General features: G+C 42.3%; 22 protein-coding genes, 1 pseudogene and 1 other annotated feature. Of the genes and pseudogenes, 19 read left to right on the top strand and 4 right to left on the bottom strand.

The window, feature by feature from the left end; translation table 11 throughout:
* Nucleotides 1–135 precede the first annotated feature (135 nt).
* The gene (locus tag AC0VYC_RS12480; RefSeq protein WP_017367714.1) at nucleotides 136–780 is read right to left on the bottom strand and encodes a serine/threonine protein kinase; all 645 of its coding nucleotides are present in this window, start codon (nucleotides 778–780) and stop codon (nucleotides 136–138) included.
* Between the two features lie 226 nt (nucleotides 781–1,006).
* On the opposite strand from AC0VYC_RS12480, the gene AC0VYC_RS12475 reads away from it, so the two are divergent.
* The 7 genes from AC0VYC_RS12475 to yajC all read left to right on the top strand — a co-directional run bounded on the left by AC0VYC_RS12475 (nucleotide 1,007) and on the right by yajC (nucleotide 6,035).
* Nucleotides 1,007–1,519 (top strand): intercompartmental signaling factor BofC, encoded by a 513-nt coding sequence (locus AC0VYC_RS12475; protein ID WP_008342756.1) that lies wholly within the window; start codon nucleotides 1,007–1,009, stop codon nucleotides 1,517–1,519.
* 147 nt (nucleotides 1,520–1,666) lie between these two features.
* Nucleotides 1,667–2,272: a Holliday junction branch migration protein RuvA gene (gene ruvA / locus AC0VYC_RS12470; RefSeq protein ID WP_173408156.1), complete on the top strand. Its 606-nt coding sequence runs from the start codon at nucleotides 1,667–1,669 to the stop codon at nucleotides 2,270–2,272.
* A gap of 11 nt (nucleotides 2,273–2,283) precedes the next feature.
* Nucleotides 2,284–3,288: a Holliday junction branch migration DNA helicase RuvB gene (gene ruvB / locus AC0VYC_RS12465; protein WP_007501501.1), complete on the top strand. Its 1,005-nt coding sequence runs from the start codon at nucleotides 2,284–2,286 to the stop codon at nucleotides 3,286–3,288.
* Nucleotides 3,281–3,481 (top strand): DUF2905 domain-containing protein, encoded by a 201-nt coding sequence (locus tag AC0VYC_RS12460; RefSeq protein WP_008342752.1) that lies wholly within the window; start codon nucleotides 3,281–3,283, stop codon nucleotides 3,479–3,481. The genes ruvB and AC0VYC_RS12460 overlap by 8 nt, the downstream gene beginning before the upstream one ends.
* Before the next feature lie 34 nt (nucleotides 3,482–3,515).
* Nucleotides 3,516–4,544: a tRNA preQ1(34) S-adenosylmethionine ribosyltransferase-isomerase QueA gene (gene queA, locus AC0VYC_RS12455; protein ID WP_007501498.1), complete on the top strand. Its 1,029-nt coding sequence runs from the start codon at nucleotides 3,516–3,518 to the stop codon at nucleotides 4,542–4,544.
* 31 nt (nucleotides 4,545–4,575) lie between these two features.
* The gene (gene tgt / locus AC0VYC_RS12450) at nucleotides 4,576–5,721 is read left to right on the top strand and encodes a tRNA guanosine(34) transglycosylase Tgt (protein WP_008342748.1); all 1,146 of its coding nucleotides are present in this window, start codon (nucleotides 4,576–4,578) and stop codon (nucleotides 5,719–5,721) included.
* Nucleotides 5,722–5,768: 47 nt separating this feature from the next.
* Complete coding sequence (gene yajC, locus AC0VYC_RS12445; RefSeq protein ID WP_003216659.1) at nucleotides 5,769–6,035, top strand: preprotein translocase subunit YajC; 267 nt, start codon at nucleotides 5,769–5,771, stop codon at nucleotides 6,033–6,035.
* Nucleotides 6,036–6,084: 49 nt separating this feature from the next.
* Here yajC and AC0VYC_RS12440 read toward each other — a convergent pair whose 3' ends face one another.
* Entirely contained in the window at nucleotides 6,085–6,462 is a 378-nt protein-coding gene (locus AC0VYC_RS12440) for a TIGR04086 family membrane protein (protein WP_007501492.1), read from the bottom strand.
* Nucleotides 6,463–6,627: 165 nt separating this feature from the next.
* Between AC0VYC_RS12440 and AC0VYC_RS12435 the strand changes: the two genes are divergently transcribed.
* On the top strand, nucleotides 6,628–7,290 hold the full coding sequence (locus AC0VYC_RS12435) for a DUF421 domain-containing protein (RefSeq protein WP_024718383.1): 663 nt from the start codon (nucleotides 6,628–6,630) through the stop codon (nucleotides 7,288–7,290).
* A gap of 1 nt (nucleotide 7,291) precedes the next feature.
* Here the strand turns inward: AC0VYC_RS12435 and spoVB are convergent, their stop codons facing one another.
* On the bottom strand, nucleotides 7,292–8,842 hold the full coding sequence (spoVB, locus tag AC0VYC_RS12430) for a stage V sporulation protein B (RefSeq protein ID WP_047947105.1): 1,551 nt from the start codon (nucleotides 8,840–8,842) through the stop codon (nucleotides 7,292–7,294).
* A 116-nt stretch (nucleotides 8,843–8,958) separates the two neighbouring features.
* Between spoVB and AC0VYC_RS12425 the strand changes: the two genes are divergently transcribed.
* The 8 genes and pseudogenes from AC0VYC_RS12425 (at nucleotide 8,959) to dtd (ending at nucleotide 18,435) form a co-directional block, all read left to right on the top strand.
* On the top strand, nucleotides 8,959–9,255 hold the full coding sequence (locus tag AC0VYC_RS12425) for a post-transcriptional regulator (protein WP_003216788.1): 297 nt from the start codon (nucleotides 8,959–8,961) through the stop codon (nucleotides 9,253–9,255).
* Nucleotides 9,256–9,296: 41 nt separating this feature from the next.
* Nucleotides 9,297–11,525, top strand: coding sequence for a protein translocase subunit SecDF (secDF, locus tag AC0VYC_RS12420; protein ID WP_475388572.1), 2,229 nt, complete (start codon nucleotides 9,297–9,299; stop codon nucleotides 11,523–11,525).
* A 200-nt stretch (nucleotides 11,526–11,725) separates the two neighbouring features.
* Complete coding sequence (locus AC0VYC_RS12415; protein ID WP_008342734.1) at nucleotides 11,726–12,214, top strand: cation:proton antiporter regulatory subunit; 489 nt, start codon at nucleotides 11,726–11,728, stop codon at nucleotides 12,212–12,214.
* A 99-nt stretch (nucleotides 12,215–12,313) separates the two neighbouring features.
* Nucleotides 12,314–12,670 carry a LapA family protein gene (locus AC0VYC_RS12410; RefSeq protein WP_024718382.1) on the top strand — a complete coding sequence of 119 codons (357 nt, stop codon included), beginning with the start codon at nucleotides 12,314–12,316 and terminating at the stop codon, nucleotides 12,668–12,670.
* An 81-nt stretch (nucleotides 12,671–12,751) separates the two neighbouring features.
* Complete coding sequence (gene recJ / locus AC0VYC_RS12405; protein ID WP_072368029.1) at nucleotides 12,752–15,085, top strand: single-stranded-DNA-specific exonuclease RecJ; 2,334 nt, start codon at nucleotides 12,752–12,754, stop codon at nucleotides 15,083–15,085.
* A 23-nt stretch (nucleotides 15,086–15,108) separates the two neighbouring features.
* Complete coding sequence (locus AC0VYC_RS12400; RefSeq protein ID WP_008342729.1) at nucleotides 15,109–15,621, top strand: adenine phosphoribosyltransferase; 513 nt, start codon at nucleotides 15,109–15,111, stop codon at nucleotides 15,619–15,621.
* A 142-nt stretch (nucleotides 15,622–15,763) separates the two neighbouring features.
* Nucleotides 15,764–17,973, top strand: a pseudogene (locus tag AC0VYC_RS12395) (RelA/SpoT family protein).
* Nucleotides 17,974–17,991: 18 nt separating this feature from the next.
* A complete protein-coding gene (gene dtd, locus AC0VYC_RS12390) occupies nucleotides 17,992–18,435 on the top strand; it encodes a D-aminoacyl-tRNA deacylase (RefSeq protein WP_472594360.1) in 444 nt (147 codons plus the stop codon).
* A 96-nt stretch (nucleotides 18,436–18,531) separates the two neighbouring features.
* On the opposite strand, the gene AC0VYC_RS12385 is transcribed toward dtd, so the two are convergent.
* On the bottom strand, nucleotides 18,532–20,112 hold the full coding sequence (locus AC0VYC_RS12385) for an SH3 domain-containing protein (protein ID WP_144684074.1): 1,581 nt from the start codon (nucleotides 20,110–20,112) through the stop codon (nucleotides 18,532–18,534).
* A gap of 137 nt (nucleotides 20,113–20,249) precedes the next feature.
* Here AC0VYC_RS12385 and AC0VYC_RS12380 point away from each other — a divergent pair, with 137 nt between their 5' ends.
* The 3 genes from AC0VYC_RS12380 (at nucleotide 20,250) to aspS (ending at nucleotide 23,863) form a co-directional block, all read left to right on the top strand.
* On the top strand, nucleotides 20,250–20,420 hold the full coding sequence (locus tag AC0VYC_RS12380; protein WP_003216250.1) for a YrzK family protein: 171 nt from the start codon (nucleotides 20,250–20,252) through the stop codon (nucleotides 20,418–20,420).
* Between the two features lie 58 nt (nucleotides 20,421–20,478).
* Nucleotides 20,479–20,718: a binding site (T-box leader), on the top strand.
* A 73-nt stretch (nucleotides 20,719–20,791) separates the two neighbouring features.
* Nucleotides 20,792–22,066: a histidine--tRNA ligase gene (gene hisS / locus AC0VYC_RS12375; protein ID WP_024718378.1), complete on the top strand. Its 1,275-nt coding sequence runs from the start codon at nucleotides 20,792–20,794 to the stop codon at nucleotides 22,064–22,066.
* Between the two features lie 18 nt (nucleotides 22,067–22,084).
* Entirely contained in the window at nucleotides 22,085–23,863 is a 1,779-nt protein-coding gene (gene aspS / locus AC0VYC_RS12370) for an aspartate--tRNA ligase (RefSeq protein WP_026050119.1), read from the top strand.
* Nucleotides 23,864–23,907 lie beyond the last annotated feature (44 nt).

Here is a 23,907-nt window from a genome sequence, read left to right as displayed (position 1 = left end):
GCTCCGCGCCGGTACTCGTCCTTCCTAGAATTCAAAGGTTTTCTATCACGCTGAAAAGAAGACAAAGGGCTAAAATCAAGTTCATTTTAGCCCTTTGTCAACAATCTGAAAGCCGCTCTTTTCGAGCGGCTTTCATTATGCAGTAAAATCATTTCGGTTGTTCAGCTGACCTCGAGACAGCCAGTTTTTCTTATACAAATAGGCAATCACTTCAAGCCACAGCCGCGGCGCTTTTTTAGGGAAAAAAGGTTTTTGATAATAGGCGTATGCAGCTTTTAAATCATCCCATTGATGACATGTTTTCGTTTGCGTGAAGCGGGCGACGTCAATGACCCTGACGCGGCCATCCTTTGTTAAAATTAAATTCCGCAGATGAATATCAGAAGGATTTAAACCTTTCGCGCGTGCTTCTTCCAATGCATCATCTACTTGTTCAATCATTTGTTTTTTGATCGGAATTCCTTTTGTCAGGCATTCATAGAAAGTATAACCTTTAATATATTCCATTAAAATATACTGATCCCCAGACTCGTAAATCTCAGGATAATAGGAGGAGCCGGAAAGTTTTTCATAAATTGCAGCCTCTTTGCGGGCGATGTTTCGATAAGAAGGAAAAAAGACTTTTAACGCCATTTTCTTGCCGTCTTTTTTGTATGAAAATACATAGGCACTTCTTCCTTTGCCGCACAGCTCAAGCTCAGCCGGTTTAAAGACGAGCTTATTAAAACGCTTTTCTTCTTGATACTGAATCGATTCGGCTAATCTTTTGACATCTGACATTGACTTCACCTTCTTTGGTTTCAGTTTATGCGGCTGAAAAACGAATGATGAAAAAACCATGTAATTCGGTAGAGCAATGGATTGTATAAAACATAACATTTACGCACGAAGGATACAACGAAAGACTCTCAATATGTGTCAAGACATCGATTTGGTTAATGTGTAGCAAAATGGGTCAAACTACATATGTCATGCATCGATCTTATGTTCTAAAGAGGTGTAAATAGTGAAAGTGAAAATAAAGTATTTCGTTACAGGACTTATCATGACAAGTGTACTCTTTTTCGCTGTTGATATGGAAGCAGCAGAACACTTGCAAAAAGAGTCAAAAACCATCAACGTTCAGCTTGAAAAGGTCTATCTAGACGGCGATGTAAGTATTGAAAGACAGCGGGCATCATTAGAAGACAAAGACACATTTTGGGCCCAGTATAAGGGCTGGACATTGGTAGAACAGCGAGAGGATTTTGCCCTTTTTAGAAAGCAAATTGACGATATATCGCCTTTGAGTAAAGCAAATGGATATATCGGATTATCAGAAGACGGCGTGATTTCTACGTTTCATGGAAGGCCTGACGGGTGGGCGGAGCCTATTCATCTCTTTTTTCAAATTGATACGTCCCGCTTGGAAAGTCATGTAGAGCAGCAGCTTGCACAAGGCATTCCGTTTCGAACAAAAGATGAATTTGAGCATGTGCTTGAAGTCATGAAACCTTACCGAAATGAACAATCGTTTTAATCGTATGACAGCTTGCTGGTGTGAAGACCGCAAGCTCTTTTTCATGGGTTGACTATGAAAAAAGGCTGAGCGAACGTATGTTAACTTTTATTACGGTTTTCTCTTCGATTTATGTTACAATGGAGAACAGTCAAAGAGGTGAAAACGGTGATAGAGTTTGTAAAAGGGACCATTGATTATGTGTGCCCGCAATATGTTGTCATTGAAAACGGCGGAGTGGGATATCAAGTCTATACCCCAAATCCGTTTATCTATCGAGTATCAAAACAAGAAACGATTTATACGTATCATTACATAAAGGAAGACGCTTTTTCGTTATATGGATTCCAAACACGAGAAGAAAAAGCGTTGTTCACAAAACTGTTAAATGTCACAGGGATTGGACCGAAGGGGGCGCTTGCGATTCTTGCTTCCGGTGACCCTGGCGCTGTCATTTCAGCGATCGAACGAGAGGATGAAGCTTTCCTCATTAAATTCCCGGGTGTTGGCAAAAAAACAGCACGTCAGATCATTCTAGATCTGAAAGGGAAGCTCGCAGATGTGGTGCCTGAAATGATAGGAAACTTATTTAACCACGAGGATCATATTCAGGTTGAAACACAGCAAAGCGCTTTAGATGAAGCGGTTGAAGCTTTAAGTGTCCTTGGGTATGGTGATCGTGAAATCAAAAAGGTTCTTCCTTTATTAAAAGAAGAGAAGAATCTTACAACCGATCAATATGTGAAAAAAGCTTTACAAAAAATGTTGAAATAGGGTGATGTCTCATGGATGAACGGCTCGTCTCAACTGAAGCAGACAACCATGAATCAGCCATTGAGCAAAGTCTGCGTCCACAGACGCTTAGTCAATATATTGGCCAGCAGAAAGTAAAGGATAATCTCAGCGTATTTATTGAAGCTGCCCGAATGAGGCAGGAAACACTGGATCACGTCCTTTTATATGGACCGCCGGGACTTGGGAAAACAACGCTTGCGTCGATCATTGCCAATGAAATGAATGTTCAGCTGCGTACAACGTCTGGACCGGCGATTGAACGTCCTGGCGATTTGGCGGCGATCTTAACATCTCTTGAACCTGGCGATGTTCTGTTTATTGATGAAATTCATCGCTTGCAGCGTTCAATAGAGGAAGTGCTATATCCAGCGATGGAGGACTTTTGTCTAGATATCGTGATTGGAAAAGGAGATACAGCACGCTCTGTGCGGCTTGATTTACCGCCATTTACGCTTGTAGGTGCTACAACCCGTGTTGGGCTTTTAACAGCGCCGCTTCGTGATAGGTTTGGAGTTCATGCAAGATTGGAATACTATGAGCAAAGAGATTTGGCTCACATTGTAGCAAGAACAGCCGAGCTGTTTGAGATTGGGATCGACATTCGTTCAGCTGAAGAGATTGCAAGAAGATCTAGAGGCACACCGAGGGTCGCCAATCGTCTGCTCAGAAGAGTAAGAGATTTTGCGCAGGTGCTTGGAAATCATGCGATCACACAAGACATTGCAGAAGATGCTCTTGAGCGTCTGCAAGTTGACAGACTCGGACTTGATCATATCGATCATAAGCTGCTTTTAAGTATGATTGAAAAATTTAGAGGCGGTCCTGTTGGACTTGATACGATCTCAGCGACAATTGGAGAAGAATCACATACGATTGAAGATGTGTACGAACCGTATTTACTGCAAATTGGTTTTCTGCAAAGAACACCAAGAGGGCGGGTCGTCACAAGAGAAGCGTATGAACATTTTCATATGGAGGTTCCGATTCGTGACTGAATTCCCTAAAATGTTGATGATTTTAGGTGGTGTCCTTTTTGCCGCAGGTTTAGTGTTTCAATTGGTTGGGAAACTTCCTGGCGATATTTTCGTGAAAAAAGGGAACGTAACGTTCTTTTTTCCTGTGATTACATGCATTGTCATTAGCATCGTCCTAACCATTTTACTCAATGTCTTCGGACGGATGAAATAACGTTAACTAGTTAACTACAGAATAGGTGAAGGAAATGAAGTTAGAACTATTTGATTTTGATTTACCAGAAAGATTGATTGCACAAGTCCCCCTTGAAAAACGAGATGCATCAAGACTGATGGTCTTAAATAAACAAACAGGTGACATCACACATGATACATTCTCGCAAATCACAGATTACTTTCAAAAGGGTGATTGTCTCGTTTTAAACAATACACGTGTATTGCCTGCACGTCTGTTTGGAACGAAAGAGGATACGGGTGCTAAAGTGGAGCTGCTTCTTTTGAAACAAGAAGAAGGAGACAAATGGGAAACGCTCGTGAAACCAGCAAAACGTGTGAAAAACGGAACAGTCATTACATTTGGTGATGGACGATTAAAAGCGGTATGTACAGAAGAACTGGAACATGGCGGAAGAAAAGTTGAGTTTCAGTATACAGGCATTTTTTATGAAGTACTTGAATCCTTAGGTGAAATGCCACTGCCTCCGTACATTAAAGAGCAGCTTGACGATCGTGAGCGTTATCAAACCGTTTATTCCAAAGAGGTTGGTTCGGCTGCTGCGCCTACTGCCGGTCTTCACTTTACAAATGAACTGCTGGATGCACTGAAAGCAAAAGGAGTGCATATTGCGTTTATTACGCTCCATGTAGGACTTGGCACATTTCGACCGGTCAGTGCTGAACGCATTGAAGAACATGAAATGCACGCAGAGTTTTACGAAATGAATGAAGAAACGGCGGAAGAACTTAATCGAGTGCGCAAAGAAGGCGGACGGATTATTTCAGTCGGAACAACTTCGACAAGAACGCTTGAAACCATTGCAAGTGCTTATGATGGTGAATTCAAAGCGTCAAGCGGCTGGACGTCGATTTTTATTTATCCAGGCTATACATTTAAGGCAATTGATGGCATGATCACGAATTTCCACTTGCCAAAATCGTCTTTAATTATGCTTGTCAGTGCATTAGCTGGACGAGAACACGTCCTAAAAGCGTACAATGAGGCTGTAAAAGAGGAATACCGATTCTTCAGTTTTGGCGATGCCATGCTGATTCAATAACATCATACAACAAAGACAGGAGGGCTCATTTTTGTCGCAATTACCGATACGTTATGAGTTCATTAAATCATGCAAACAAACAGGTGCACGTCTTGGACGCGTTCATACACCGCACGGCTCCTTTGAAACACCTGTATTTATGCCAGTTGGTACACTGGCTACAGTGAAAACAATGGCGCCTGAAGAGTTAAAAGCGATGGAAGCAGGCATCATTTTAAGCAATACGTATCATCTATGGCTGCGCCCGGGGCATGACATTGTCAAAGAAGCAGGCGGCCTGCACAAATTTATGAACTGGGATCGAGCGATTCTCACTGATTCAGGCGGTTTCCAAGTGTTTTCTTTAAGTGAATTTAGAAAAATTGAAGAAGAAGGCGTTCACTTCCGTAATCACTTAAATGGAGATAAGTTGTTCCTTTCTCCTGAAAAAGCGATGGAGATTCAAAATGCGCTCGGCTCAGATATTATGATGGCATTTGACGAATGCCCTCCATACCCAGCAGAGTACGATTATATGAAACGTTCTGTAGAGCGGACAAGCAGATGGGCAGAGCGCTGCTTAACAGCGCACCAGCGTCCAGAGGATCAAGGACTGTTTGGCATTGTACAGGGCGGAGAATACGAAGAGCTTCGTAAACAAAGTGCAAAAGATCTTGTTTCACTTGATTTCCCAGGCTATGCCATTGGAGGTTTATCTGTTGGTGAACCAAAAGACGTGATGAACCGAGTACTGGAGTTCACAACGCCATTTTTACCGGATGACAAGCCGAGGTACTTAATGGGTGTCGGCTCACCAGATTCATTAATTGACGGCGCGATTCGCGGTGTCGATATGTTTGACTGTGTACTGCCAACGCGAATTGCAAGAAATGGTACGCTCATGACAAGTGAAGGACGCCTTGTTGTGAAAAATGCTAAATATGAGCGTGATTTCAGACCAATCGATGAAAACTGTGACTGCTACACATGTAAAAATTACACACGCGCTTATATTAGACATTTGATCCGTACAAATGAGACGTTCGGAATTCGATTAACAACTTATCATAATCTTCATTTTCTGTTAAAATTAATGGAGCAAGTGAGAGAAGCTATCCGTGAGGATCGTTTAGGTGATTTTAGAGAAGAGTTTTTTGAGCGTTATGGCTTTAACAAACCGAATGCGAAAAACTTTTAACGCATAAACGAAAAGCTTTACAATGCTTTAGAAAGGGGTGAGATAGAATGGATGGTGGTATGGGTTCAATCATTATGATTGTTGTCATGTTTGCTGTGCTTTACTTCTTGTTAATCCGTCCACAGCAAAAGCAACAAAAAGCTGTGCGTCAGATGCAGCAATCTTTATCAAAAGGCGATAAAATCGTCACAATCGGTGGTTTACACGGTGAAATCGACTACATTGATGAATCAAAAGTGGTCATCAAAACAAGCGAAAACAACCGTTTAACTTTCGACCGACGTGCTATTAGAGAATTAGCTGACAAAGGTTAATCCTCCAATACATAGCGATAAAAAAAGAGCGATATCATTCGCTCTTTTTTTATTTGCCCCGAAGATTAACGCCAATCATTCCCCCTAGCATACAAATTCCCAAAAAGGCTGCATGATAGATGAATTGTTCTGGTGAAAAGGTTTCTCCAAACCCTAAATATTGAAATAAAAAAACAGTGAGTGAAAAGATAAAAGAGGTCATGGCGCCAATGAGCCAGCCCCGTTCCTTTGCTTTCCCTCCAGAAATCATTCCTCCTAGAAAAAGTGCCGCAAAGGACAAGATCATGATCATCCATTTAAACGATGATTCCTGCATACTTGTGAAGGTAAGCATCAGTGATACAAGTAAGCTTGTGACAATCATCACGACAAAAATAGCAATTAAGCCAGATAAAATGCCTTTTCCTATTTGTTTCGTTTCCTGCATGTGATTCGTCTCCTCTCCAATTGACCGAAGCTTGTCTTTTACTAAAATGTATTCACGGAGAAGAAAAAATAGACATGTTTCTCGTGATAAAAACCGAGGCTTTCTTTTCTACATAAATAAAGTGTTTTAACACAAGCTATGGTGGAGAAGGAGGGTTTACATCATATGCAGGACATCTTAATTATCTCCATGAGAACGATCATTTTATATTTTCTCATTTGGTTTATCTTTCGTTTAATGGGCAAAAGGGAGATTGGGGAACTGAGTATTTTAGATCTTGTTATTTTTATGATGATCGCTGAAATTGCGGTGCTCGCCATAGAAGAAGTAGAGGATCACATGTTACATACAGTATGGCCGATCCTGCTGTTAACCTTCATTCAAATCACCCTTGCCTATTTGTCACTAAAATTCCAAGGTGTCCGTCGTTTTCTCGACGGTAAGCCGGCCCTGCTCATCATCAACGGAAAAATAGACGAGGGTGCGATGAGAAAACAGCGATACAATTTTGATGATTTGCTGATTCAATTAAGAGAAAATAACATCGATAGTATCCAGGATGTCTCATATGCCATCTTAGAGCCTTCAGGAAAGCTCGCCGTTGTTGAAAAAGAAAACAAGCGCAAACATGCAGCGCTTGAGCTCCCGCTTATTGCAGACGGTGTGGTTCAGCATGATCATCTCAAGCAGATCAACCATGATGAACAGTGGCTGATAAAGGAGCTTGCCAAAAGAGGCTATCATGATATCGAGCAAATCTCTTACTGCAGCTTTAATCAGAAGAATTTTTATATTGATTTGAAAGATGAAATTATAAAGAAAAGATGAGCTACAGCAGCTTCCCAATAAACGGGATGCGGCGCAGCTCTTCTCGTTTCACTAGCCCAAGACAGATTAATAGAATGACATACAGCACGCACGTCAAAAAGATCATCATGACAAGCTCTAAAGGTGCGGAAAAGAGTCCGCTCGCTTGATGTTTCATCCATAAGCTGACTGCCCCAGTGCCGATGATCACAAGGACGCAAAGTCCATATTCTTTTAATGGTAAATGAATAGGCAGCACTTTACCGACAGTTGCCGCATGGAGCAACGTGACAAGAACGATGCCAATGAGGATCGCAAGCGCTGCGCCCATAATGCCAAAGCTTGGCTGTGAAGCAAGAACAAAGATCATGCCTGTTTTCACAACAGCTCCTATCAAACTGTTGGTCATCGCTGCCCCCGCTAAATTTAATGCTTGAAGGACAGCCTGCAGCGGCCCTTGAAAGTAATAGAGCAAAAAGAAGGGCGCCATGAATTTTACATAGACAGCGGCATGAGATGAACCATACATGAAGAGGGTTAAATTTTCTGCATACACGAAAAGGATAATACATGAAATGCCCCCGCTTAATAAACAAAGGCGCATCGCCTGCTTGAGCCGGTATTCGACCGTTTTGCGTTTGTTCTGTTCCATCCCCTCACTAATCGCTGGAACTAGTGCGGTGGAGAGAGAATACGTGATAAAACTAGGAAGTGTCAAAAGGGTGAGCGCAAGTCCCGTCAATTCTCCATACTGCCTTGTTGCTTCCACAGCTGCATAACCGGCAATCGCAAGGCTTTGCGCGACTACAATCGGTTCTAAAAACCAAGAGATATTGCCGATGAAACGGCTACCTGTCGTTGGCAGGGCAATACTCATGAGCTGCTTAAACGTGTCCTTCCCATCATGAATTGCCTTGAAAAAACGTTTTCGGATACGGATGGTCTTTTTATAACGAAAGGCAATCAGTAAGTAAGCAAGTGAAATCATTTCGCCGATGACAGATGAAATCATAGCGCCTGCTGCTGCGTATTCAATTCCATAAGGCAGGAACGCTGTTGTACATACTGCCACGAGTGAAATTCTTGCGACCTGTTCTAGTACTTGCGACATCGCAAGCGGGCTCATTTGCTGTCTTCCTTGGAAATAGCCCCTTAACACACTAGAGATCGCAATAACGGGTACGACTGGTGTAATGGCAAGCAGAGGATAGACCGTTCTAGGATCTGTCAGCATATTTTCCGCCATAATAGGGGCAAACCATAAAAAGAGCGGCGTGAAAATCAGGCTGAGTGTTCCTGTTATCGCAAGGGACATCACTAGAATGTGTTTTGTTTTTTGTTTGTCACCACGGGCTTCTGCTTCTGCGACTAGCTTACTAATAGCAACAGGAAGTCCGAATTGTGTCAGCGTCACGGCGAGAAAAAAGGTAGGCGCTGCCATCATATAAAGCCCTACGCCTTCTTCACCAATGAACCTTGCAATCACAATTCGATTGACAAAACCCAATATTCTTGTAATAAAACCTGCTAAAATTAAAATAATCGTCCCTTTTAAAAACGTTTGCTTCGTCAAATCACAGATCACCTGCCTTCTCAAACGACATAGAATCATATACAATAAGATATGCGTGTATATCGTCCAAGCATGACAAGTCTCTCGATAAAAAACTGAAAAGGGGGAGCCTCACATTGACACAACATCCGGCTGCTATATACAAAGACCATTTAAAGCCTTTTCTGTTCAGTAAGCTTGAAGAATTCATCGTTTTGGGCTATAAAGATGTAGATTTAGAGGAATTATGGTCATACTTAGAGAATAAGAAGTGGAAGAAAAAACAAGAGTATCCGATTCATGAAATGGTTGCAGATATTTTATCTGTGAAAATTGGCGAATTTATGAACTATGCAACCGTTCAGTCGTTTAAAACGTCTGCTTTTTTGGACAGTGAAGATGGCAAGAATATGCTGGACGAACTGTTGAAATAAGCCATCTAAATGGATTCAGGTGTTTAAGGAGGAAATACATAATGAAAAAAGGGCGCATACTTGCGTTTTTCTTAGTGGTTCTGTTAATCGGAACTGGTGTGGGCTTATTAACGAAGCCCGTTGCGAAAGATATGACGCTAGGGCTGGACTTACAGGGTGGATTTGAGGTTCTGTATGATGTACACCCAGTGAAAAAAGAAGACAAGATCACAAATGGTGTTCTCGTCAGTACAGTAGAGGCTTTAAACCGAAGAGCCAACGTGCTTGGGGTCAGTGAGCCGAACATTTCGATTGAAGGAAACAACCGCATTCGCGTACAGCTTGCGGGTGTAAAAGATCAAAACAGAGCACGGGAGATTCTATCGACTGAAGCACAGCTTTCCTTCAGAGATACGAATGACAAAGAACTCCTAAACGGATCTGATCTTGTTGAAAATGGTGCAAAACAAACATTCAATCAAACGAATGAGCCGATCGTGACGGTCAAACTAAAGGATGCGAAAAAGTTTGGTGACGTGACAAAAAAAGTAGCGGCGATGGCACCAAACAATCAGCTTGTCATTTGGCTTGATTATCATAAGGGAGATTCTTTCAAAAAAGAAGTCTCTAAATCAAAACATAAGTATGTATCTGCGCCGAATGTAAACCAAGAAATTAACAGCAGTGACGTACAAATCGAAGGAAACTTTACGGTTCAAGAGGCAAAAGACCTTGCGAGCATTTTAAATGCCGGCGCATTGCCAGTAAAATTAACCGAAAAATATTCAACATCTGTGAGTGCACAGTTTGGTGAGCAAGCACTAAACGAAACAGTCTTCGCAGGAATTGTAGGAATAGCATTTATCTTCTTATTCATGCTGTTTTATTACCGATTACCAGGTCTTGTTGCTGTCATTACACTGTCAGCTTATATCTATATCACACTGCAAGTCTTTGACTGGATGGGGGCGGTCATGACACTGCCTGGAATCGCTGCATTGATTCTTGGGGTAGGGATGGCTGTCGATGCCAACATTATTACGTATGAGCGGATTAAAGAAGAGCTTAAGCTCGGTAAATCTGTCCGTTCTGCTTTCAGATCGGGTAACCGCAGATCGTTTGCCACGATCTTTGATGCAAACTTAACAAGTATTATTGCCGGCGGGGTTCTATTCTTCTTTGGAACAAGCTCTGTCAAAGGGTTTGCAACCATGCTTATCCTATCAATTTTGACAAGCTTTATCACGGCTGTCTTCCTATCAAGATTCCTTCTTGGCTTACTTGTAGAAAGCCGTTATCTCGATCGCAGAAAAGGCTGGTTTGGTGTTCGTCAGAAAGACATCATTGATATTCATGAAACAATTGAAAATACTGAACCGAAAACACCATTTGATAAATGGGATTTCGTCAGCAAACGTAAAGGCTTTATGATTTTCTCAGCAGCCATTACCATTGCTGGAATCATTGTGCTGTCAATCTTCAAGCTCAATGCAGGTATTGACTTTGCAAGCGGTACTAGAGTTGATATTCAAAGTGACCATAAACTGTCAACAGAACAGGTGGAGCAAGACTTTAAAAAGCTAGACCTTGAGACAGACAGTGTTGTGTTATCGGGGCAAAAAGAAAATCAAGCAGCAGCTCGATTTGTCGGTGTTCCGAATAAAGAAAAAATTGCTGAAGTGAAAGATTACTTCAAAGATAAATACGGAACGGAGCCTAACGTAAGTACAGTGTCTCCGACAGTCGGAAAAGAGCTTGCGCGTAACGCATTATACGCTGTCATCATTGCTTCGATCGGGATTATCTTATATGTATCCGTCCGATTTGAGTATAAAATGGCGATTGCAGCGATTGTCTCTCTGCTTTACGATGCATTCTTTATCGTTGCCTTCTTTAGTATTACGCGCTTAGAGGTGGATGTCACCTTCATTGCAGCGATACTCACGGTCATTGGGTACTCGATCAATGACACGATTGTCACCTTCGACAGGGTGCGTGAGCAAATGAAGAAACGCAAACCGAAAACGATCGAAGATTTATCGTACATTGTGAATTTAAGTTTACAGCAAACCTTTACGCGTTCTGTGAACACCGTGCTTACCGTACTTGTAGTGGTGATTGCACTTCTCATTTTCGGTTCAGCATCTATTACAAACTTCTCCATTGCCTTACTTGTCGGCCTATTAACAGGGGTGTATTCATCCCTTTACATTGCGGCACAAATTTGGCTGATATGGAAAGGTCGTGAGCTGAAAAAGCCGGCTAAAATCGACACAGAACAAGATATTTAAACAAGAAAGACTGCCAGCTTGGCAGTCTTTTTTTCATGCATCATATTTGTCATCGTCACAACAATAAGATGATATGTAAAAACATTTCGGGTTTCATTGATCTTGAAATGGTCTTTTGCTATAATGACATACGTTTAGATCAGTATAGAAAGCAAGTGTCCGTTTGGGGCATTTCGCTTTTATTCATTGGAGGGGCTGTTATGAAGGTTCGGGAAACTGAACTGCCAGGTATCGGTCACAAAGCCGAAATGATCACAAGAAATAATGAGAAGCTTGCCATTATCACACATGATGACGGCAGAAGAGAGATGTATCATTTTCAAGAAGATGATCACGAAGAATGTATTTCTGGTATCTTGCTTAGCGATGAAGAAGCAAGACAAATCTCGGCTATTTTAGGCGGCATGGTCTATAAACCTAAAGCGCTTGAGACAGTGGAGGTGGCCATTGATGAACTCATCATTGAATGGTTTAAGATTGAAAAGAACGCACCGGCTGTTAACCAGACGATCGGAGACCTGAGTGTTCGCCAAAACTATCAAGTAACAGTCATCGCCATTGTGAGAAAATCACATGAGAAAATTTTAAATCCAGGACCAGATACGGTGATTGAAGAAGGTGACACCCTTGTCATCTCTGGAGAAAGAAAAGAATTAAAGAGCCTCATTAAAGAAAAACTCAGCAGCTAAACGCCCATGCTGATAGAAAACCTTCCGCCATGTTCTTTCGGTGTTTAAAAAGGACAAGAAAGAGGGAAGAATAAAAGAAAAAGCTTGGGGGATTTGTAGATGAATAAACAACAATGGACCATCATACTCGCATTTATTTTCGTATTAATTGTCTCAGTATTTGCTGTTATTAACGTGCGGCCTGTACAGGTAGACTACTTATTTGGAACGGCTGAATGGCCGCTGATCCTTGTCATTATCGGTTCTGTTCTGATGGGCGGACTCATTGTGGCTTTTGCGGGGATTTTCCAAATTGTGAAACTAAAACGTGAATTAAAAGCATTAAAAGCTGAACGTGCAGCCGCTGTGACTGCCCCTACTGCTTCTCCAAAAAAGGTAGACAAAGACGTTCAAAAGAAAACGAATGTCACACCTTTAAAAGAACAGCCAGCGTCTTTTGACCGGAAGGAAAAATAATCTTCCAGTACAATTTCATAAAATAAAAATTGAAACCCCTCAGTCCACTCTAGTATAATAGTGTGGTTGAGGGGTGAATTTATGTTATTATCCAAAATGCGTTGGGAATATGAACATCCTAGCGAAGAAAAAGTGAAATCACTCTCTGAAAATCTGAATATTTCAGCGCTGACTGCATCACTTCTTGTACAAAGAGGGCTCGAAGAAGTAGAAGAAGCGAGGTCTTTTTTATTTGATCAAAAAGCCGAATTTCATGATCCATTCTTATTAAAAGGAATGAAAGAAGCAGTAGAGCGCATCAACAAAGCGATCGAAGAGCAGGAATCGATTGTGATCTTCGGAGATTATGATGCAGATGGTGTGACAAGTACTTCTGTACTTTTACATACACTTAAAGAACGATCTGCGAAGGTAGACTTTTATATTCCAGATCGATTTAAAGAAGGATATGGGCCAAACGAACAGGCTTTCCGATATATCAAAGAGCAAGGAGCGTCGCTTGTCATCACTGTGGATACAGGGATCGCTGCTGTAAATGAAGCACGTATTGCAAAAGAAATAGGATTAGACCTGATCATCACAGATCACCATGAACCAAGCGAGGAACTGCCTGAGGCACTTGCGATTGTACATCCTAAGCAGCCTGGGTGTGAGTATCCGTTTAAAGAGCTGGCGGGTGTCGGTGTGGCGTTTAAAGTGGCACATGCACTCCTCGGTAAACTCCCAGTAGAATTATTAGATCTTGCTGCAATCGGTACAATTGCGGATCTTGTCCCGCTGCATGATGAAAATAGATGGATTGCCAAAAAAGGTCTGATGCAGCTTCGTCAATCTAGACGGCCTGGGTTAAAAGCGTTATTAAAAGAGGCAGGCGCCACTCTTGAAGAAGCAAATGAGGAAACGGTCGGCTTTCAAATTGCGCCAAGGCTGAATGCTGTTGGACGAATTGAGCAGGCAGATCCGGCTGTTCATCTTCTCATGACTGAGGATATGGATGAAGCAGAAGAACTCGCTCGTTTTGTACAAGAATTGAACAAAGAACGGCAGAAAATTGTGAGTACGATCACGGAAGAAGCCATTCAAATGGTCGAAGAGACAGGTGCTGACCAGTCTGCTATCGTCGTAGCAAAAGCTGGCTGGAATCCAGGCGTTGTCGGCATTGTTGCCTCAAAATTGACGGATACATTTTCTCGTCCGGCTATTGTGCTTGGAATAGATGAAGAAACGCAGATGGCGAAAGGGTCAGCCCGAAGTATTCCTGGCTTTGATTTATTTTTCCATTTGAGCAAGTGCCGTGACATCCTGCCGCATTTCGGTGGACACCCGATGGCAGCAGGAATGACACTTCGAGCGGATGATGTTCCTTTACTTAGGGAAAGATTGAATCAATATGCAAATGAAACGTTGACAGAAGAAGATTTCATTCCAATTCAACGGGTCGATGCAGTATGTAAAGTGGACGAAATGACGGTGCAAGCCATTGAAGAAGTGGGGCTGCTGTCCCCGTTTGGCATGCAGAATCCTAAGCCGTTCATTATGATTGAAGACGCCCAGCTTGAAGACATCCGAACGATCGGGGCCAATCAAAATCACATTAAAATGTCACTAAAAGACGAAGACAAGCTGCTCGACTGTGTCGGTTTTCACCAAGGCAAACTAAAAGAAGAACTTGTCCCAGGGAGTCAAATTTCTGTCGTTGGTGAGGTCTCGATTAATGAATGGAATAACCGAAAGAAACCTCAGCTCATGCTAAAAGACGCTAGAGTCGATGAATGGCAGCTGTTTGATTTACGCGGGAAAAAAGATTGGGAAAAGAAAGTATCAACACTTGATCCAGCAAAAACGATGGTCTTCTGTTTTGACGAAGAAACAAAAAAGCAATCGGAGCTGGTGGATATTCCGATTCATCTTATTGATGCAGAAAATGTATCCACGTTTGATGTGCAGGAAAAGTATGTGATCTTTGCCGATGTTCCTGCCGATGAACACTTGCTCAAGCTGCTTTTAGAAAATCAACAACCAGCAAGAATTTATACGGTGTTTCAGCGGAAAGAAGATCACTTTATGTCCTCATTCCCGAGCCGTGATCAATTCAAATGGTTTTATGGGTTCTTGTTCAAACGGGGAAGTTTTCCTATTAAAGAACAAGGCATGGAGCTTGCCAAACATAGAGGTTGGACAAAAGATACAATCATTTTTATGACAAAGGTGTTTTTTGAACTCGGTTTTGTTAAAATAGAGAATGGTGTGCTGTCAATAGTGCGTGATGCCCCTAAAAAAGATTTAACGGCATCATCGTCTTATACAGCAAAACAACGATTGATGGAACTCGATCAAACACTAACATATTCCTCAGCCAAAGAGCTGAAGGAATGGCTGAATAGCATGATGAGCGAAGTCTCACCTGTGCTTTGACGTACGAGGAGGAAAAGGAAAAGATGGATTTAAAACAATATGTGACAGTTGTACCTGACTACCCAAAGGAAGGTGTACAATTTAAAGATATTACAACGTTAATGGATAAAGGCGAAGTGTACCGTTATGCAACGGATCAAATCGTTGAATACGCGAAGGAAAGAGATATTGATCTCATTGTTGGACCTGAAGCGCGTGGATTCATTATTGGCTGCCCTGTAGCATACGCACTTGGTGTAGGTTTTGCCCCAGTTCGTAAAGAAGGAAAGCTTCCTCGTGAAGTCATCAAAGTCGATTACGGTTTGGAATACGGTAAAGATGTATTAACGATTCATAAAGATGCAATTCGTCCTGGTCAGCGTGTACTGATCACAGATGATTTGCTTGCGACAGGTGGAACGATTGAAGCATCCATCAAGCTGGTTGAGGAATTAGGCGGCGTTGTGGCAGGGATTGCATTTTTAATTGAGCTGACGTATCTTGATGGCAGAAAGAAGCTTGACGGTTACGACATCTTGACGTTAATGCAATACTAATGGAGTTTTACGAAAAAAGCACTCAGTAAGAAGGGTGCTTTTTTCCTATCAAAAATCTTTTAGCGGACTTCTTCTCTTTACATCTATCGAATTTTTCTTGATAATAAACTACAATACAGTTTTCATTTAAAAAGGTGATTCCATGGCGAACGAACAAGTTTTAACGGCGCAGCAGGTCATTGATAAGGCAAGAGAATACCTGTCCGCTGAACATATTCAATTTATAGAGCGTGCATACGAATATGCTGAAAATGCTCACAAGGAGCAATACCGGAAATCCGGTGAGCCCTATATTATCCATCCTATTCAAGTGGCGGGAATTCTTGTTGATCTTGAAATGGACCCTTCGACCATTGCTGGCGGCTTCTTGCATGATGTTGTCGAAGACACGGATGTGACATTAGAAGATTTAAAAGAGCATTTTAACGAAGAAGTAGCCATGCTTGTTGATGGTGTGACAAAGCTCGGAAAGATTAAATATAAATCACAAGAAGAACAACAGGCTGAAAACCATCGTAAAATGTTTGTTGCAATGGCGCAGGATATTCGCGTCATCTTAATTAAGCTGGCAGACCGTCTTCACAATATGAGAACACTCAAACATCTTCCGCAGGAAAAGCAGCGAAGAATTTCAAATGAAACCCTTGATATTTTGCACCGCTTGCGCACAGATTAGGGATTTCAAAGATTAAGTGGGAGCTTGAAGATACAGCCCTCCGCTATTTAAATCCGCAGCAATACTACCGGATTGTGAATCTCATGAAGCGTAAACGAGCGGAACGTGAGGAATACTTGGACGAGGTTGTCAATGAAGTAAAAGACCGCGTGTCTGAGGTGAACATTAAGGCTGAATTCTCCGGCAGACCGAAACATATTTATAGTATTTATCGAAAAATGGTCATGCAAAATAAGCAATTTAATGAAATATATGATTTGCTGGCTGTACGTATTTTGGTTGACAGCATTAAAGACTGCTATGCGGTACTTGGTATTATCCATACATGCTGGAAGCCGATGCCAGGCAGATTTAAGGATTATATTGCGATGCCAAAGCCGAACATGTATCAGTCTCTTCATACAACGGTGATTGGTCCAAAAGGGGACCCGCTTGAAGTTCAGATTCGTACAGTGGAAATGCACGAAATTGCGGAATACGGAATTGCGGCACACTGGGCGTATAAAGAAGGCAAAGAGTCAGCAGAATCGACGGAAGAAGCCGTTTTCCAGAAGAAGCTGTCTTGGTTTAGAGAAATCCTTGAATTCCAAAATGAATCCACAGATGCGGAAGAATTTATGGAATCGTTAAAAATCGATCTCTTCTCTGATATGGTGTTTGTATTTACACCAAAAGGTGACGTCATCGAGCTGCCGTCTGGTTCCGTACCAATTGATTTCTCATACCGGATTCATTCGGAAATTGGGAATAAAACAATCGGAGCCAAGGTCAACGGTAAAATGGTCACACTTGATCATAAGCTAAAAACAGGTGACATTATTGAAATTCTGACATCTAAGCATAGCTATGGACCAAGCCAGGATTGGGTCAAACTTGCCCAAACCTCCCAAGCGAAGCACAAGATCAGACAGTTTTTCAAGAAACAGCGCCGTGAAGAAAATGTCGAAAAAGGCCGAGAACTTGTGGAGAAAGAAATTAAAAACCTTGAGTTCGATGTTAAAGACATCTTGACCGCTGAAAATCTGCAAAAAGTGGCCGATAAATTTAATTTCTCAAATGAAGAGGACATGTATGCAGCTGTCGGTTATAACGGAATTACGGCACTCCAAGTGGCGAATCGTTTAACGGAAAAAGAAAGAAAACAAAGAGATCAGGAAGAACAAGAGAAAACCGTTCAAGAAGTGTCTGTAGAGTCAAAACCATATCACGGGAAAAAACGGGAAGCTGGCGTGCGAGTGAAAGGCATTGATAACTTGCTTGTCCGTTTATCTAAGTGTTGTAATCCTGTTCCTGGTGATAGCATTGTTGGCTTTATTACAAAAGGCCGTGGCGTATCTGTTCACCGTGATGACTGTCCGAACGTGAAGACAGGAGAAGCGCAGGAACGGTTAATCCCGGTTGAGTGGGAGCATGAACAGCCTGCTCGAAACCGTAAAGAATACAATGTGGAAATCGAAATATTAGGATATGACAGACGCGGCTTACTTAATGAGGTGCTTCAAGCAGTCAACGAAACCAAAACGAACATCTCGTCGGTTTCTGGTAAGTCTGATCGTAACAAAGTGGCGACGATCCATATGGCGATCTTTATCCAAAATATTAACCATTTGCACAAAGTGGTCGAACGCATCAAACAAATCAAAGACATTTACTCAGTTCGCCGATTTATGAATTAGAAAGGAAGTATATCGTCTATGAGGCTTGTTGTTCAGCGTGTGACGAGTGCATCTGTGAAAGTAGAAGAAGAGATCACAGGTGCCATCAATGAAGGCTATATGGTGCTCGTTGGGGTTACACATGAAGACACAGAAGAAGATGTGCATTACTTAGCTGAAAAGCTCGCACACTTGCGTATTTTTGAAGATGAAAACGGGAAAATGAATCGTTCTTTGTTAGATGTAAAAGGAAGTGTACTGTCTGTGTCTCAATTTACCCTTTATGGTGATACGAGAAAAGGCAGACGGCCGAACTTTATGAAAGCTGCCAAACCGGATGTAGCGAATTCACTTTACGAATGCTTCAATGAAACGCTTAGAGAAAAAGGCATCCATGTTGAAACTGGACGTTTTGGGGCGATGATGGACGTCTCATTGACCAATTCAGGACCCGTCACCATCTGGATGGATAGCAAAGAATAGATTCACTTTAGACTGTAGATAAACTCTTGCTGAGAGTTTGTTTAGAGTCTTTTTCTTTTGCGATCAAACAAAAAAGAGGCGCGCGGCCTCTTTTTTCTATCGGAAATATTGTTTTAATCCTTCTGTCATTCCTTCTGTCACTCGTTCTTGGTAAGAGGCGCTATAAATGATCGCTTCTTCTTGAGGATTGCTTAAATAGCCGAGTTCATATAAAAGGGAAGGGCGCTTGTTTTCTCTTAAAACAAAATAATCTCCAAATTTGACTCCTTTATCAGGGATCTGTGATCGTTTTGCGACTTCCGTATGAACGCTTGTCGCCAGACGTTGATCTTTGGATGCCTGATAATAATATGCGGTGCTCCCTCTGATACTTGGGTCCATAAAGCTATCATAATGAAGACTAATAAATGCATCTGCATTTCGGTAATGTGAAGTGGCAACCCTCGATTGAAGGCTGATGAATGTATCATCACTTCTTGTTAAATAGACATTTGCTCCAGAAGCTCTTAACTTACCCGCCAGCAAATGAGCGGTTTTGATCGTGATATTCTTTTCAAATGCACCGTCTGCGCCGATCGTGCCGCTGTCTTTTCCGCCATGCCCAGGATCAAGAACAATTGTTTTGCCTTTTAAAGATCCAGTGCCAGACGATGAATCCTGCTGAGGTCTTGGTGCTTCGCTGCTATTTTTCTTTGTTTGAACGACCCAGCTGGCCACGTAGCCTGTTCCGCCGTTTGATAATGTCACCTCGTACCAGTCACCTTGCGTACGAACAATTTGATAAGCAGCTCCTTTTGTTGCTCTTTCTGCAATTCCAGCAGAGGTAGAAGCGCTTTTTCTAATATTCGTCCCATCATAAACGATGTACGCTTTCTGATGAGATGACGAAGAGGATGAATTCTTTTCAGGTGCTGCACTTGCTCCCTGGTTTGAGACAATATAATAACTTGCAACCCAGCCTTTAACGCCTTTTGCTTCGATTTCATACCAGCCATTTTGCTCCCGTAAAATGGTGACTTGAGTGTTGCGGGAAAGTGAAGCGGCCACTTGTGCGTTTGGTGCCGCCGATTTTCGAACATTCAAGCTTGATACGCCAACTGTGCCGGACTGTTTAGAACGAGCGGGCTCAGCTGAACTGGATGAAGAAGCGTTTTGTCCGCCAGAAATATAATCAGAGTGGACCCAGCCTTCCGCTTGTTTGTACGATATTTTTGTCCATTCGCCGCTTGTGTCCAGCTTTTTAGCGGAAGCGCCCTGCGGGAAAGTGCCAATGACTTGATAGGAAGTCCCTGGGCCTGTCCGAATGCGAAGGTCAGAGGCTGTTGACGTAATTGAACTGCTTCCTTGCGTACTTTGACCTTGCGTCTTTTGCTTAGCAGGCTTTTGTGCATCAGATGACTTGGTAATCAGCCATGAGACGACCCAGCCTTTTTGTCCGTTCGATAGCCCGATCTGTACCCATTCTCCTTGTTCAGTGAGAATCGGGTAGCTTTCTCCTCGTTTCACAACTGCTGCGATCCCGTAGCTTAAACCTGGTCCGGTTCGCACATTGATTTCATCTGTTGCAACGACAGCTTGATCTGTTTGAGCCGTCGCATGTGTCATTGGCCAAGTGCTGGCAATGAGGACAAAACAGGTGAGCAGCAACATCATGTGATGGTGTGTTTTCAGATTCAAAACGGTGTTTTCCCCTCCCTTGTAAAACCGATGAATGTTAATTCGTTATGTAATGGATGAATTCCTTGCAGTTTCCCTAATAAAATTGAATCAATCTGTTTATACTAGATAAAAATGTGATAAAAGGATGTACAAACATGAGATTAAGCAGAAAATTAGGACGAGTGCAATATAATGGACATCGTGATATCGACCGCTGGCAGCACGACGAAATGGATCAACCAGGCTTCCTTGAAGAAACAGCATCTGAATACGGATGCACATCAAAAGAAGAGCTGGAAAAGAAAAAGAGACACGGCAAGGGTTGACAGAGTGGCAGCACCGACCTTATTATAATATAAATCAACACACTTGAAAATTTAAAATGTGGAACTGATGATAGAGAATAGTAGGGTAAATTGCGTGAGCAGAGAGGAATCGCCTTAGGCTGAAAGCGAATCCGCATGGCATTTATCACGAAAGAACACTCTGTAGGTTTCCTGCTGAACACTCAAAAAATGAGTCATTAGGCGGAGAACGTGAATCTGCGTTAAGGATTTGAGCGGGAACATGGCTAGATCATGTTCCAACTAGGGTGGCACCACGGGTATAACTCTCGTCCCTACTATACACATAGTAGAGGCGGGGGTTTTTTATATGTCCACATAAAAAATGAATGATGGTCGTAGGAGGACGAAAAATGAGTTTTAATATTCCAAGAGGCACACAGGATATTTTACCGGGAGAATCAGAACGCTGGCAGTATGTTGAACAAATTGCGAGAGATACATGTGCAGCCTTTCAATACAAAGAAATCCGCACACCGATTTTTGAGCATACGGAACTATTTGCACGAGGAGTAGGCGAGTCAACAGATATCGTTCAAAAAGAGATGTACACATTTGAAGACAAAAAAGGACGTAGCATCACACTTCGCCCAGAAGGAACAGCTTCGACTGTCCGTTCTTATGTTGAAAATAAACTGTTTGCACAGCCTGCACAGCCTACAAAGCTGTACTACATTGGACCAATGTTCCGCTATGAGCGTCCACAAACGGGAAGATATCGTCAATTTTATCAATTCGGAATTGAAGCGATCGGTTCAAAAGATCCTGCCATTGATGCAGAGGTCATTTCATTAGCGATGAGTGTGTATGAGAAAGCGGGTCTTTCCAACTTAAAACTCGTCATTAACAGCCTTGGTGACAAAGAAAGCCGTGCAGATTACCGTCAAGCACTTGTCGAGCATTTTGAACCAAGAATTGATGAATTCTGTCACGACTGCCAAATTCGTTTACATCAAAATCCATTACGTATTCTTGATTGTAAAAAGGACCGCGATCACGAACTGATGGCAACGGCACCATCCATTCAAGATTACTTAAATGAAGAATCACGGACTTATTTTGAAAAAGTAAAACAATACTTAACCGATCTAGGCATTGAATATGTCGTCGATCCGAACTTAGTGCGCGGTCTTGATTATTACAATCACACTGCCTTTGAGATTATGAGTAATGCAGAAGGCTTTGGCGCGATCACAACATTAGCCGGTGGCGGCCGTTATGATGGACTTGTTGAAGGAATTGGCGGTCCTGAATCACCAGGTATCGGCTTTGCGATGAGTATTGAACGTTTCCTATCAGCGATTGATGCAGAGAAGATTGAGCTTCCTGTTCAAGACGGCATTGATTTATATATTGCGGCATTAGGAGATCAAGCAAAAGATTATGCTGTTGGCTTATTGAATCGCCTAAGAAAAGAAGGCATTTCAAGTGAAATGGACTATACAGCGAAAAAGCTAAAAGCACAATTTAAAGCGGCAGACCGCTTGAAAGCCAAGTTTATTGCAGTTCTTGGTGAAGATGAGCTGGCGCAGCAAATTGTAAACGTAAAAGATACGACAACGGGTGAACAAATTGAAGTGAAGCTTGATGAGCTGATTCAAATGATGAAAGCCCACCAGAAAGCGTAAAGAAGGAGTGGAATGTTTGTGTTTGGTAGAACTTTTTATTGTGGAGAAGTAACAGAAGACCAAATCGGTCAAACCGTTGTATTAAAAGGATGGGTACAAAAACGTCGTGACCTTGGCGGATTAATCTTTATTGATCTGCGTGATCGCACAGGCATTGTGCAAGTTGTCTTTCATCCAGACCAATCAAAAGAGGCTCTTGAGACAGCAGAATCGATTCGGAATGAATATGTCCTTGATATTAAAGGGACAGTGGTCGCAAGAGAAGAAGCCACGATCAACCCAAATTTAAAAACAGGCAAAATTGAAATTCAAGTCGACACAGTCACTGTTTTAAATGAAGCCAAGACGCCTCCATTTGTGATTTCTGATCAAGCAGATGAGGTATCAGAAGATGTGCGCTTAAAATACCGCTACCTAGATCTTCGCCGTCCTGCGATGTTTGAAACGATGAAAATGCGACATGAAGTCACAAAAGCATTCCGCCATTTCTTAGATGATCACGGCTTTCTAGACATTGAAACGCCAATTTTAACAAAAAGTACGCCAGAAGGTGCGCGTGACTATCTTGTGCCAAGCCGTGTACACGAAGGAGAATTCTATGCGTTGCCGCAGTCTCCGCAATTATTTAAGCAATTGCTCATGGTGTCTGGGATGGACCGCTACTATCAAATCGCTCGTTGCTTTAGAGATGAAGACTTGCGTGCTGACCGTCAGCCGGAATTTACACAAGTCGATATTGAAATGTCCTTTATGAGCCAAGAAGACATCATGACGCTTGCTGAAGAGATGATGGCAAAGGTGATGAAAGATGTCAAAGGTGTTGACCTGACATTGCCATTACCTCGTATGACGTACGATGAAGCGATGAATTCCTATGGTTCTGACAAGCCAGATACCCGATTTGACATGAAGCTTGTCAACATTTCAGACACGGTAAAAGACTCAGATTTCAAAGTCTTCAGCGGTGCTGTAAACAATGGCGGAGCTGTCAAAGCGATTAATGTCAAAGGGGCTGCAGCAAACTACTCAAGAAAAGACATCGATGCACTTGGTGCATTTGCAGCGAACTATGGTGCAAAAGGTCTTGCTTGGCTAAAAGCTGAAGGGACAGAGTTAAAAGGACCAATCGCTAAATTCTTTGATGAGTCAAAACAAGCAGAATTAAAAGAACAGCTTCAAGTTGAAGAGGGAGACCTTTTACTTTTTGTCGCTGACAAAACGTCTGTTGTCCATGATGCGCTTGGCGCACTTCGTTTAAAACTTGGCAAAGAGCTTAAACTCATCGATGAGTCTGTCTTCAATTTCTTATGGGTAGTCGACTGGCCGCTCCTTGAAAAAGATGAAGAAGAAGGCCGCTTCTATGCTGCCCACCATCCTTTCACAATGCCAGTTCGGGATGATCTTGAATTAATTGAAACAAGTCCAGAAGATATGAAAGCTCAAGCGTATGATCTTGTGCTGAACGGCTATGAGCTTGGCGGAGGTTCTATTCGTATTTTTGAAAAGGACATTCAAGAGAAAATGTTTGGTTTACTTGGCTTTTCTAAAGAAGAAGCGTACGATCAGTTCGGCTTCCTTCTTGATGCATTTGAGCATGGTGTGCCTCCGCACGGCGGAATTGCGCTTGGGCTTGACCGCTTAGTGATGCTGCTTGCCGGCCGATCTAACCTAAGAGATACCATTGCGTTCCCGAAAACGGCAAGTGCAAGCTGTGTTCTCACAGATGCTCCTGGCACTGTAAGCGCAGCGCAGCTAGATGAACTGAGCTTGGCTATTAAAACAAAAGTAAAACAGTAAAATAGGCGCATGTTTATAGGCATGTAAACGCTTGAAAAAGGGAC

The sequence above is a fragment of the Bacillus sp. iso_77 genome, assembly GCF_056173625.1.
The sequence above is the reverse complement of the archived record's forward strand: the minus strand, read 5'-3'. Positions and strand labels throughout refer to the sequence as shown.